Annotated in this window: 11 protein-coding genes; all 11 read right to left on the bottom strand. The window is 64.5% G+C overall.

The genetic code is table 11. The features are described 5' to 3' along the window. Positions 1-100 precede the first annotated feature (100 nt). Entirely contained in the window at positions 101-616 is a 516-nt protein-coding gene (locus ACN6NG_RS26895) for a GNAT family N-acetyltransferase (RefSeq protein WP_019473594.1), read from the bottom strand. A 31-nt stretch (positions 617-647) separates the two neighbouring features. Next, entirely contained in the window at positions 648-1,346 is a 699-nt protein-coding gene (gene urtE / locus ACN6NG_RS26890; RefSeq protein ID WP_043200837.1) for an urea ABC transporter ATP-binding subunit UrtE, read from the bottom strand. 146 nt (positions 1,347-1,492) lie between these two features. After that, on the bottom strand, positions 1,493-2,350 hold the full coding sequence (gene urtD / locus ACN6NG_RS26885) for an urea ABC transporter ATP-binding protein UrtD (RefSeq protein WP_063422745.1): 858 nt from the start codon (positions 2,348-2,350) through the stop codon (positions 1,493-1,495). Continuing rightward, complete coding sequence (gene urtC / locus ACN6NG_RS26880; protein ID WP_258654149.1) at positions 2,347-3,426, bottom strand: urea ABC transporter permease subunit UrtC; 1,080 nt, start codon at positions 3,424-3,426, stop codon at positions 2,347-2,349. Before urtC ends, urtD begins: the two co-directional genes overlap by 4 nt. Next, on the bottom strand, positions 3,426-4,946 hold the full coding sequence (gene urtB, locus ACN6NG_RS26875; RefSeq protein WP_474317074.1) for an urea ABC transporter permease subunit UrtB: 1,521 nt from the start codon (positions 4,944-4,946) through the stop codon (positions 3,426-3,428). Before urtB ends, urtC begins: the two co-directional genes overlap by 1 nt. A gap of 106 nt (positions 4,947-5,052) precedes the next feature. Then, positions 5,053-6,318, bottom strand: a complete 1,266-nt coding sequence (gene urtA / locus ACN6NG_RS26870) for an urea ABC transporter substrate-binding protein (RefSeq protein WP_016395201.1) — start codon at positions 6,316-6,318, stop codon at positions 5,053-5,055. A gap of 188 nt (positions 6,319-6,506) precedes the next feature. Beyond that, positions 6,507-7,913 (bottom strand): D-serine/D-alanine/glycine transporter, encoded by a 1,407-nt coding sequence (gene cycA / locus ACN6NG_RS26865; protein ID WP_016501840.1) that lies wholly within the window; start codon positions 7,911-7,913, stop codon positions 6,507-6,509. A 238-nt stretch (positions 7,914-8,151) separates the two neighbouring features. Next, positions 8,152-9,519 carry a PepSY-associated TM helix domain-containing protein gene (locus ACN6NG_RS26860; protein ID WP_063422747.1) on the bottom strand — a complete coding sequence of 456 codons (1,368 nt, stop codon included), beginning with the start codon at positions 9,517-9,519 and terminating at the stop codon, positions 8,152-8,154. Positions 9,520-9,577: 58 nt separating this feature from the next. Beyond that, positions 9,578-11,644: a TonB-dependent copper receptor gene (locus tag ACN6NG_RS26855; protein ID WP_474317070.1), complete on the bottom strand. Its 2,067-nt coding sequence runs from the start codon at positions 11,642-11,644 to the stop codon at positions 9,578-9,580. Positions 11,645-11,710: 66 nt separating this feature from the next. Next, entirely contained in the window at positions 11,711-12,142 is a 432-nt protein-coding gene (locus ACN6NG_RS26850; RefSeq protein WP_063422749.1) for a DUF2946 domain-containing protein, read from the bottom strand. A gap of 22 nt (positions 12,143-12,164) precedes the next feature. Beyond that, positions 12,165-12,650, bottom strand: coding sequence for a copper chaperone PCu(A)C (locus ACN6NG_RS26845; RefSeq protein WP_063422750.1), 486 nt, complete (start codon positions 12,648-12,650; stop codon positions 12,165-12,167). Between the last annotated feature and the right edge of the window lie 34 nt (positions 12,651-12,684).

The following is a 12,684-nucleotide window of genomic DNA, read 5'->3' as shown; positions in this document are numbered from 1 at the left end:
CTGTTGCAGGACGGGCAGCAGTGGCGCAGCGAGAACCGCATGCTGCGCCAGCGGCTGGGCTGGTTTACCCGCGAAGAGGCCAGCACAGCCGACATCAATTTCAGGTCGGTTCGGCCCCGGGGTTCAGCACCAGTTGCATGAAGGTCAGGTCCAGCCAGCGGCCAAACTTAACCCCCACCTGCGGCATCTGCCCGGTCACCACGAAGCCCAGCCGCTCATGCAGGCGCACCGACGCTGCATTGCCACTCTCGATGGCTGCCACCATCACATGCTTGCCACAACCGCGCGCACGCTCGACCAGCGCTGCCATCAACACCGGCCCCAGCCCTTTGCCACGCTGGTCGCCGCGGATATACACCGAGTGCTCCACGGTGTTGCGAAAGCCTTCGAACGGCCGCCAGTCGCCAAACGAGGCATAACCGAGCACGCCCGTGTCGTCCACCGCCACCAGGATCGGGTAACCCTGCTGCGCCCGCGCTTCAAACCAGGCCTGACGGTTGCCGAGGTCAACCGGCGTTTCGTTCCAGATCGCCGTGGTGTTGCGCACCGCGTCGTTGTAGATGTCGAGGATGCCCGGCACGTCGGTGGGCAGGGCGTCGCGGATTTCGTAACTCATGACAGCGTCTCGCAGGGTTGTTGCTCGCAGATTAAATGGTTACCAGGCCACGCACACCTTCGGCTTGCATGTTTTCGCCGCGGCCATGCTGCACGATCTCGCCACGGGCCATGACCAGGTACTGGTCGGCCAGTTCTTCGGCAAAGTCGTAGAACTGCTCCACCAGCAGGATCGCCATGTCGCCACGCTGGGCCAGGCGGCGGATGACCGCGCCAATTTCCTTGATTACCGAGGGCTGGATGCCTTCGGTCGGCTCGTCGAGAATCAGCAGCCGTGGGCGGCTGGCCAGGGCGCGGCCGATGGCCAGCTGTTGCTGCTGGCCGCCAGACAGGTCGCCGCCACGGCGCTGTTTCATCTGCTCCAGCACCGGGAATAGTTCGTAGATGAAGGCAGGCACTTCGCGGGCCTCACGGGCCGGGAAGCGTGACAGGCCCATCAGCAGGTTTTCCTCGACGGTAAGGCGTGGGAAAATTTCGCGGCCCTGGGGTACATAGGCGATACCGGCCTGGACCCGTTGCTGGGGCTTGAGGCTGGTGATGGGTTTGCCTTCCCATTCGATGCTGCCGTCACGGGCGGGTACCAGGCCCATCAGGCAGCGCAGCAGGGTGGTCTTGCCCACGCCATTGCGGCCCAGCAGGCAGGTGACTTCGCCGACCTTGGCTTCGAAGGACAGGCCGCGCAGGATGTGGCTGCCGCCGTAGTACTGGTGCAGGGTGTCGATCTTGAGCATGTGAGTGTTCCTGAAAGAGTTACTGTGCCTGTGCTGGCCCGTTCGCGGGCTTGCCCGCTCCCACAGGTGAAGCGCAAGCCTCAGGCCCTGTGGAGCTCTTGTGGGAGCTGGCTTGCCGGCGATAGGGCCGCTACAGGCGTCAATGTCTAGCGGCCCAGATACACCTCGACCACCCGCTCATCCGCCTGCACCTGGTCCAGCGACCCTTCTGCCAGCACACTGCCTTGGTGCAGCACGGTCACATGGTCGGCAATGCTGCCGACAAAGCCCATGTCATGCTCCACCACCATCAGCGAATGCTTGCCAGCCAGGCCCTTGAACAGCTCGGCGGTAAACTCGGTCTCGGCGTCGGTCATGCCGGCCACTGGCTCATCCAGCAGCAGCAATTGCGGCTCTTGCACCAGCAACATACCGATTTCCAGAAACTGCTTCTGCCCGTGCGACAGCAAGCCGGCCTGGCGCTGGGCCAGGGGCAGCAGGCGCAAGGTGGTCAGCACTTCTTCGATGCGCTGGCGCTGCTCGCCACCCAGGCGCGCGGCCAGGCTGGCCCACACCGACTTGTCGGTCTTCAGCGCCAGCTCCAGGTTTTCGAACACCGTCAGTGCCTCGAACACCGTGGGCTTCTGGAACTTGCGGCCAATGCCGGCCTGGGCGATCTGGTATTCGCTCATGCGGGTCAGGTCGAGGGTGTCGCCAAAGTAGGCGCTGCCAGTGTCGGGGCGGGTCTTGCCGGTGATCACGTCCATCATCGTGGTCTTGCCGGCGCCGTTAGGGCCGATGATGCAGCGCAGTTCGCCCACGCCGATGTACAGGTTCAGCCCGTTGAGCGCCTTGAAACCATCGAAGCTGACGCTGATGTCCTCCAGGCTCAGCACTGTGCCGTGACGGGTGTCGAGGCCGGCCTTGCGGCTTTGGCCCAGGCCGATTGCGTCGCGACTGGCGCCGAGGGTGTCGAACACCGGTTCGAGCATGAATTCAGGGTGGACCGGGGGCACGCCTCTCATGGCTGGCTCCTTTTCTTCAACAGGCCGACCACGCCCTTGGGCAGGTACAGGGTGACGAGGATGAACAGCGCGCCAAGGAAGAACAGCCAGAACTCCGGGAAGGCCACGGTGAACCAGCTTTTCATGCCATTGACCAGGCCGGCGCCGAGCAGCGGGCCGATCAGCGTGCCGCGCCCGCCCAGGGCTACCCACACGGCGGCTTCGATGGAGTTGGTCGGCGACATTTCGCTGGGGTTGATGATGCCCACCTGCGGCACATACAGCGCGCCCGCCAGGCCGCACAGCACGGCGCTGAGCACCCACACCAGCAACTTGAAACCGCGCGGGTCGTAGCCGCAGAACATCAGGCGGTTCTCGGCGTCGCGCACGGCGGTGAGCAGGCGGCCGAACTTGCTGCGGGTCAGGCGCCAGCACAGGTACAGGCTGGCCAGCAGCAGGCCGACGGTGAGCAGGAACAGCACCGCGCGGGTGCCTTGTGCGGCAATGTCGAAGCCCAGGATGGTGCGGAAGCTGGTGAAACCGTTGTTGCCGCCAAAGCCGGTTTCGTTGCGGAAGAACAGCAACATGCCAGCGAAGGTCAGGGCCTGGGTCATGATCGAGAAGTACACGCCTTTGATCCGCGAGCGGAAGGCGAACCAGCCGAACACCAGGGCCAGTAGCCCAGGCGCCAGCACCACCAGGCACAGGGCCCAGGCGAAATGCTGGGTACCGGCCCAGTACCACGGCAGCTCGGTCCATGACAGGAAGGTCATGAACCCCGGCAGGCCGTCACCGGCCGCCTGGCGCATCAGGTACATGCCCATGGCGTAGCCGCCCAGGGCGAAGAACAGGCCGTGCCCCAGCGACAGCAGGCCGGCATAGCCCCAGACCAGGTCCAGGGCCAGGGCGACGATGGCGTAGCAGAGGATCTTGCCGACCAGGGTCAGGGTGTAGGCCGACACCTGCAGCGCGTGATCCGCCGGCAGCAGCGACAGCAGCGGCAGGGCCAGCAACAGCAGGACGACGATGGCGCCGATGGCCAGGGTCAGGCGCGGCCCGGCCTTTTGCGTAGCGGTGACAAGCAGTGGCTGGTTCATCAGTCGATTACCCGTCCCTTGAGGGCGAACAGGCCTTGCGGGCGCTTCTGGATGAACAGAATGATCAACGCAAGGATGAGGATCTTGCCGAGCACGGCGCCGATCTGCGGCTCCAGCAACTTGTTGGCTATCCCTAGGCCGAACGCGGCCCAGAGGCTACCTGCCAGTTGCCCGACACCGCCCAGCACCACCACCAGGAACGAGTCGATGATGTAGCTCTGGCCCAGGTCCGGGCCGACGTTGCCGACCTGGCTCAGGGCCACGCCGCCGAGGCCGGCGATGCCAGAGCCCAGGCCAAAGGCGAGCATGTCGACGCGCCCGGTGGACACGCCGCAGCAGGCGGCCATGTTGCGGTTCTGGGTGACTGCGCGCACGTTCAGGCCCAGCCGTGTGCGGTTGAGCAGCAGCCAGGTGAGCAGCACCACGGCCAAGGCGAAGCCGATGATGACCAGGCGGTTGTACGGCAGCACCAGGTTGGGCAGCAGCTGAATGCCACCCGAGAGCCACGCCGGGTTGCTCACCTCGACGTTCTGCGCGCCAAACAGCAGGCGGATGGCCTGAATCAGCATCAGGCTGATGCCCCAGGTGGCCAGCAGGGTTTCCAGCGGGCGGCCGTACAGGTGGCGGATCACGGTGCGTTCCAGCGCCATGCCGACCCCGGCACTCACAGCGAAGGCCACCGGCAGGGCAATCAGCGGGTAGAACTCGATGGCACCCGGGGCGTAGCGCTGCACCAGCACCTGGACCATATAGGTGCTGTAGGCGCCGAGCATCAGCATCTCGCCGTGGGCCATGTTGATCACCCCGAGCAGGCCGAAGGTGATGGCAAGGCCGAGCGCCGCCAGCAGCAGGATCGAGCCCAGCGACAGGCCGCTGAAGGCCTGGCCGAGCAGTTCGCCCACCAGCAGCTTGCGTTTGACCTGGGCCAGGCTGGTTTCGGCAGCGGTGCGCACGCCCGGGTCGGCTTCAGCGTCTGGTTGCAGCAGCGCTTCAAGGCGGGTGCGGGCCAGCGGGTCACCGGTTTCGCCCAGCAGGCGCACGGCGGCCAGGCGTACTGCCGGTTCGCTGGCGCCCAGTTGCAGGTTGGCCAGGGCCAGGCCGATGGCGGCGTGCACGGCGGCATCCGGCTCGCTGGCGAAGCGCCGGTCGAGGAAGGCCATTTGCGCGGGTTGTGCGCTTTTTTGCAGTTGCTGGGCGGCGGCCAGGCGCGTTTCGCTGTTGTCGCTGAGCAGCTGGTGGCTGGCCAGGGCGTTGTCGATCAGGCCGCGCAGGCGGTTGTTCAGGCGCACCTTGCGGGTGTCGTCGGTGGCAATGCGGCCCTGGCGCAGGTTGTCCAGCAGTGGCAGGCGCGTGGCATCGGGTTGCGCCGCCCAGCTTTCGAGCAGGCGGGCCTGCTCGGCGGGCTTGGCGGTGAGGAAGAATTCGCCCTCGCTGGCCTGGGTGGCCATGGGGAGTAGCAGAAGCAGGGTGAGCAGCATTCTGAGCATGCGGGCAATCCTGGGAATCGGTGTTGGATTCATCGCCGGCAAGCCAGCTCCCACAGGTCTTCCACAGGCCTTGAGGGCGGTGCTTTCCTTGTGGGAGCTGGCTTGCCGGCGATTGGGCTGCAAAGCAGCCCCGTTGCACTCAGTTACCTTTCACTGCGTAGTCAGGTCGCTTGTCATTCCCTGGAATGAACGGGCTCCAAGGCTGCGCCCGCAGCGGCTGCTCGGTTTCCCACACCACACTGAACTGCCCGTCATCCTGGATCTCGCCGATCATCACCGGCTTGTGCAGGTGGTGGTTGGTCTTGTCCATGGTCAGGGTGAAGCCCGACGGTGCCTTGAAGCTCTGCCCGGCCAGTGCTTCACGCACCTTGTCGACGTCGGTGGACTTGGCCTTCTCGGCGGCCTGCGCCCACATGTGGATGCCCACGTAGGTGGCTTCCATCGGGTCGTTGGTCACCGCCTTGTCAGCGCCTGGCAGGCCCTTGGCCTTGGCGTAGGCCTTCCAGTCGGCGACGAACTTCTGGTTCACCGGGTTATCCACCGACTCGAAGTAGTTCCACGCGGCCAGGTGCCCCACCAGCGGTTTGGTGTCGATGCCGCGCAGTTCTTCTTCGCCTACCGAGAACGCCACCACCGGTACGTCGGTGGCCTTCAGGCCCTGGTTGGCCAGTTCTTTGTAGAACGGCACGTTGGAGTCGCCGTTGACCGTGGAAATCACCGCCGTCTTGCCGCCGGCGGAGAACTTCTTGATGTTGGCGACGATGGTCTGGTAATCGGCGTGGCCGAACGGCGTGTACACCTCTTCGATGTCCTTGTCGGCCACGCCTTTGCTGTGCAGGAAGGCGCGCAGGATCTTGTTGGTGGTGCGCGGGTAGACGTAGTCGGTACCCAGCAGGAAGAAGCGCTTGGCGCTGCCGCCGTCCTCGCTCATCAGGTATTCCACGGCAGGAATGGCCTGCTGGTTGGGGGCGGCGCCGGTGTAGAACACGTTCGGCGACATCTCTTCACCCTCGTACTGCACCGGGTAGAACAGCAGGCCGTTGAGCTCTTCGAACACTGGCAGCACCGACTTGCGCGACACCGAGGTCCAGCAGCCGAACACCACCGCGACCTTGTCCTGGGTCAGCAGTTGGCGGCTCTTTTCAGCGAACAGCGGCCAGTTGGAGGCCGGGTCGACCACCACCGGTTCGAGCATCTTGCCGTTCACGCCTCCCTTGGCGTTGATCTCGTCGATGGTCATCAGCGCCATGTCCTTGAGCGAGGTCTCGGAAATGGCCATGGTCCCCGACAGCGAATGCAGGATGCCAACCTTGATGGTCTCGGCGGCCTGGATGCTCCAGCTCAGGCCCATCGCCGCAATCGATGCGCTGAGGGTAAAGGCCTTGATCAGACTGCGACGCTTCATGTGCTCTCTCCGCTGAGTTTTTTAGAGTGTTGGGCAAGCGGGGAGGGGCTTTGCAAGGGGTGTGCCTAGTGGCGAAATGGGCGTAATAGAGGGGTTGTGCGAGGTGTTGGGGCGTTTGCGAGGTCCAGGTTGGTGCCTGGGACATTGATGTGCACAGGATTGGGGCTGCAGAGCAGCCCCCGAGGCAATCAGCCGTTGCGCACAGCCGAACGCGGATGGCGCCTGCTGCGTACAAACTGATAGGTCACCGCCAGCAATACGAACCAGATCGGCGTTACCACCAGCGCTGAACGCGTGTCCGCCTCCAGGCTCAGCAACACCAGAATGAAGGCAAAGAACACCAGGCACACGTAGCACATGAAGCGCCCGCCCGGCATCTTGTACTTCGACGCCTGATGCAGCGCCGCGCGGTTTTTGCGGTACTTCAGGTACGACAGCAAAATCAGCGTCCACACGAACATGAACAGCACCGCCGAAACCGTGGTCACCAGGGTGAACGCCTCGACCACGTTCGGCACCAGGTAGATCAGCACTGCACCGAGCAACAGGCAGGTGCAGGAGAAGTACAGGCCGTTGGCCGGCACCGAGCGGCTCGAAAGCTTCTCGAACGCCTTGGGTGCATCACCCTCCTGGCTCAGGCCGAAGAGCATGCGGCTGGTGGAGAACACGCCGCTGTTGGCCGACGAGGCCGCCGAGGTCAGTACCACGAAGTTGATGATGCTGGCCGCCGCTGGAAGGCCGGCCAGCACAAACAGCTCGACGAACGGGCTCTTGCCCGGGACCACGTCGCGCCAAGGTGTCACGGCCATGATCGCGATCAGCGCCAGCACATAGAACACGATGATGCGGATCGGGATCGAGTTGATCGCCCGCGGCAGGGTGCGCTCCGGGTTTTTCGCTTCGGCGGCGGTGGTGCCCACCAGCTCGATACCGACGAAGGCGAACACGGCGATCTGAAAGCCCGCGAAGAAGCCCATCAGCCCATGGGGGAACATGCCGCCGTCATTCCACAGGTTGGCCAGCTGTGCCGTGCGCCCGCTGGGCGAGGTGAAGCCGGTGATGACCATGTACAGGCCGGTGGCGACCAGGCCGAGAATGGCGATGATCTTGACCAGGGCGAACCAGAACTCCATCTCGCCGAACATTTTTACCGTCACCAGGTTCAGCGACAGCAGCAGCCCTACGCAGGTCAGCGCCGGTATCCACTGCGGCAGGTCGGGGAACCAGAACTGTGTGTAGGCGGCGATGGCGACCACGTCGGCGATACCGGTGACCACCCAGCAGAACCAGTAGGTCCAGCCGGTGAAGTAACCGGCCCAGGGGCCGAGCAGGTCGGCCGAGAAGTCGATGAACGATTTGTAGTTCAGGTTCGACAGCAGCAGTTCGCCCATGGCGCGCATGACGAAAAACAACATGAAGCCGATGATCATGTAGACGAAGATGATCGACGGGCCAGCCAGGCTGATGGTCTTGCCCGAGCCCATGAACAGGCCGGTACCTATCGCGCCGCCGATGGCGATCAGCTGGATGTGGCGGTTGGTCAGGTTGCGTTGCAGGTGCTGCTCTTCTTGTGGTTTTGGTGAAATTGCGGTCATAAGCTGCATTCCCTTGAAAGTCGCCGGCTAGGCTAACACGGGCGTTCCAATTCGAGATCGCGACAGATCGCCACGATTTTCAGATGGCAGCCGTGCTCTCGCAGGAAAAGTTCGAGACCTTCACCGGCCTCTTCGCGGGCTTGCCCGCTCCCACAGGTATCGCGCCACGCCTGAGGGCGGCAGAGATCCTGTGGGAGCGGGCAAGCCCGCGAAGAGGCCAGTGCAGGTTATGCAGGGCTCAGGCGCTGGCCAGCTCCCGGCGGCGGCGCACTATCAGGCTGTCCACCACCCACATCACCACCATCGAAACGCCCACCAACGGGAACATCACCCCCAGCACCAGCATCACCCCCACCGCCGCCTTCCATCGCGGCAGGTCATGGCGCAGCGGCGGCACACCCAGCCCGCCTTCGGGCCGGCGCTTCCACCACATCACCAGCCCGCTCACCGAACCCAGCAGAATCATCAGGCACACCAGCAGGATGATGATCTGGTTCAACGCCCCGAACATCTTGCCTTCGTGCAGCATCACCCCCAGCTCGGTGGCCCGAGCGACCGGGCTGTAGTCCTGCCAGCGCACATCGGCCAGGACCTTGCCGGTGTACTGGTCGACATGCAGGGTGGCGTCGTTGCGCGGGTCGTCGGCGAACACGGCAATGGTGAACACACCGTCTGCCGTGGTCGGCAGGGTAATGCTGTAGCCCGGCTCGACCTGGCGGGAGGTTGCGATGTCTTCGACCTGCTGCACGCTCACCTGGGGCGCCGCAGGCATGTCCGACATCATGTGGTGCCCGGCGTGTTCGGCGTGTGCACCAGACTGCGGCATCGGCGTGTTTTCCATCGCCCAGGGCACGGTCTGGCGGTGCGCGTTGTTCAGCTCACCTGCCTGCTGGTCCGACTTGGGCACGTCGTTCCACATGGCTGCCGGGAAACGGTTCCACAAATCGGCGTACTGCTTGCCCCACAGGCCGGTCCAGGTCATGCCGCTGAGCAGCATCAGCAACAGCAGGGCCGAACCCCAGAAGCCGGTTACCGCGTGCAGGTCGCGCCAAAGCAGCCGGCCGCGTGCCGACAGCCGTGGCCATAGCACGCCAGCGCCATTGCGCCCACGTGGCCACCACAGGTACAGGCCCGACACCACCAGTACGATGCCCCAGCCTGCGGCCAGCTCCACCAGGCGGTCACCGACTGTGCCGACCATCAGCTCGCCATGCAGGGCGCGGGCGATGGCCTGCAGGTTCTGCTTGCCGTCCTGCTCACCGAGCACCTTGCCGCTGTACGGGTCGACGAACACGTTCAGTTCGCGCCCGCCTTCATGCACCACGAACTGCGCACTGCGCTCGGCGTTGATTGGCGGCAGGTACTGGCCGACGTGGCCCTTGGGGTAAGCCTGGCGCACTTCGGCCAGCATCGCATCGGCGCCCTGCCGGTGGTGGCCGGCCTCGACCACCATCAGGTCGCGGTACAGCAGCGGGTCGAGCTGCGGCTTGAACAGGTAGATGATCCCGGTAATCGCCAACAGGATCATGAACGGGGCCACGAACAGCCCCGCATAAAAGTGCCAACGCCAGGCCAGGTTATAGAAATTGCTGCGTGTTCCTCTCATGGGAACCTCCTGTTTGACCAGCAGATGGGCGCAACCGAAGCTGCGCCCGTGGTTGTTGTCAGAAGCTGAAGTCGACCTTGGTCCAGAAGGTCCTGCCTGGCTCGTTGACCGGCTGTGGATCGGTAGCCGGGTAGCCGAACCCGGCGTTCCCGGCCAGGTTCAAGTGCTCGGCGTAGGTTTTGTCGAACAGGTTGTCGACCCCTGCGCTGAGCTTGAGGTTTTTGTTCACCTTGTAGGCGCCGTTCAGGGAGAACACGCCGAAGCCGGCGCTCTTGTCGTAGTCCTTGCCGACCACGTTGCCCTGGTTCTCGGCAATGCGGTTTTGCGCCGCCACCAGCCTCCACAGTGCACCGACGCTCCATACATCGCGGCTGTAGGTCAGGCCGAGGCGGCTTTCCAGGGGTGGCATTTGCGGTAGCGCTTTGCCATCACTGCTGTTCTTGCCCCAAGCGTAGGCCAGCGTGCCGTCGGCCTTCCAGTTTTCGGTCAGCTGGTAGGCGGCACCCAGTTCGCCGCCCATGATGCGGGCGTCGATGTTCTGTGCCTGCGAGGTGCTCATGCCCATCATGCCCGTGCGGTAGTCGAACAGGATGTAGTCGCGGATTTGCCCGACATAGCCCGAAGCCCAGGCTTCCAGGCGCTCGGTGCGGTACTGGATGCCGAAGTCGAGCTGGGTGGTCTTCTCTGGCTTGATGCCGTCAAAGGCATTTGCTGCACCGGGCGGTGCCAGCTTGGGCGAGAACAGCTCCCAGTAATCGGGGAAACGCTGGGCATGGCCGAGGCCGATATAGGTGGTGGCCGGGATGGCTGCCAGGTCGTGCTCATAGCGTATGAAACCGCTGGGCAGGGTGTCGGCGCGGCTATCACCTTCTGTGGCGCTGCCTTTACGGAAGTCTCGGGCCGAGGCGCGGTCCAGGCGGGCACCGGTGATCAGCCGGTCTTCACCGCTGACGTACCAGGTCAGTTCGCTGAAGGCACCGTAGTTGTGGAAGTCGGCGTCCTTGGTCCAGGCCTGGCCCTTGTGTGCGTCTACGCCCATGCCCCCACGCTGGCGATGTTCGTTGGTTTGCGCGTCGATGCCACTGATCAACTGCACATCGGCCCAGCGCCAGGTGGCCTTGATGCGTGCGCCCAGGGTGCGACGGTCGACGTTGCTGACCATCGGCATGCCCATCATGCCGCTGCCTGATGGGGTACGCAGGCTGTAGTTGTCCATCACATGGTCGGCGTAGTTGTAGTAGACCTGCGCCTCGACCTTGTCGAGCACCTCGCCAAGGTTGGACTTTTCAAAGCGCAGGCCCAGGCTTTCACGCTTGAACTGCGAGCCGTCCATGCCGCGCCCGGCATAGCGGGCCTCTCCATCGCCCTTGCCGGCCGTCAGCTCCAGCAGGGTGTCCTGGTCGGGCGTCCAGCCGAGGGCGACATCGCCGTTCCATTTTTCCCAGCGCGACGGCACGGTGTCGTTGTTGCCCTCGTGGTAGTCATCCGAGCGCGACTGGTTGCCGACGAAGCGGGCGTAGGCCTGGCTGTTGCCGGCGGCGGCATCCAGCACCTTGTCGAAGCGGCCGTTGGAGCCGGCCAGCAGGCTGGCGTTTACCCGGCTGCCGAGGGTGCCGAACTTTTCGGGTTCACGTTCGAAAAGAATGGTGCCTGCCGAACCGCCCGGGCCCCAGATCACGCTTTGCGGGCCTTTGATCACGGTCAGGCGGTCGTAGGTTTCCGGCGAAATATAGGACGTGGGCGCGTCCATGCGGTTGGGGCAGGCGCCCAGCATCAGGCCGCCATTGGTGAGGATATTCAGGCGCGAGCCGAACATGCCGCGCAACACCGGGTCACCGTTGGTGCCGCCGGCACGGATCGCCGAGAAGCCGGGGATGGTCTTCAGGTAGTCGGCGCCGTCGCTGGCCGGCACTGGCTGGCGCGGGTCTTTCGGGTTGGTGACGACGGTCAGCGGCGAGCTCGGGGCCACGGCGGTGATTACCGTCGGGCTCAGCTCGGGTGCGTCGTGCGCATGGCCTTCATGGCCAGGGTCGGCGGCCAGGGCCACGGGCGCGAGCAGCGAGCCGCACACGGCGGCGAGGGCCCCACGCAGGGACAAGGCAAAAACAGGGGTACAGCCGGACATAATGATTCCAGTCGATCAGTCATGAGTTAGCGCGAAGCCTCCTGGCTCCGTGCGCAAAATGTGGGTTCAGACGCTGATCGAGGAGGGTGGGGCGCGGCTGCGCGCACCGGGGAATACAGCCTGCCGGGCATGGCCCTGGTGCGTTGGCGCAAGCAGGTGGGTGGTGGGGACGACGCTGCCGGCGCTGAGCGGGCTGAGGGCCTGGGGCAGGGCCGGGCAGTTGAACAACAGGCTGCAATAACCGCACTTTTCCCACATCACATGCAACTGGCCATCGCCGCCGTGGCCGTGATCGGCGTCTCCGCCATGCTGATGGGCAGCCGCCATCGGCATGTCCATCGGCATGCTCATACCGGCGTGGTGGTCCATCGGCATCGACTGGGAAATCAGCGGGCCGATGAAGATCATCCACATGGCGAACAGGCTCAGCCATCCGCCACCGGCGCGCCTGCGGTCAGGGCGGGTAGTACGGCTGATGCTGTTGCGCGGCAGGCTCATGGCGAGTGCCTGTCAGCAGGTGTCAGTGCGCGTGTTCGTGGGCTTGCGGCTGGTCCGCTGGCGCCTGCTTCTGCACGGCCACTTCGACGGTGACGTCGCCGGCCTTCTCGAAGTGCAGGGTCAACGGGAAGCGCTTGCCGTCGCTGAGCAGGCTGCGGTCCTTGGGCTGCATCAGCATCACATGGTAGGCGCTGGGGGCGAAGGTCAGGTCCTTGCCGGCAGGCACTACCACGCTGGGTACTTGCTGCATCTTCATGGCACCGCTGGCGCTCATGGCATGCTCGTGCAGTTGCGCGTCATCGCTGATGGGGCTGTCGACACTCAACAGGCGGTCATCGGCCTGGCCATTGTTGTGCACCACGAAATACGCGGCGACATTGGGGGCGTTGGGCGGCAATTGCAGCGACCAGGGGTGGGCTATGTGCAGGTCGCCCACGCTGTATTCGTGGGCATTGGCAAAGGCGCCGGGCAGCAGCAGGGCGGCCATGACGAGGGCGTGCTTGAGCATGGTGAATCTCCGTTCTGTTCAGGTTCAGGCAGAC

Source organism: Pseudomonas sp. TSO6 (assembly GCF_056098905.1).
The sequence above is the reverse complement of the archived record's forward strand: the minus strand, read 5'-3'. Positions and strand labels throughout refer to the sequence as shown.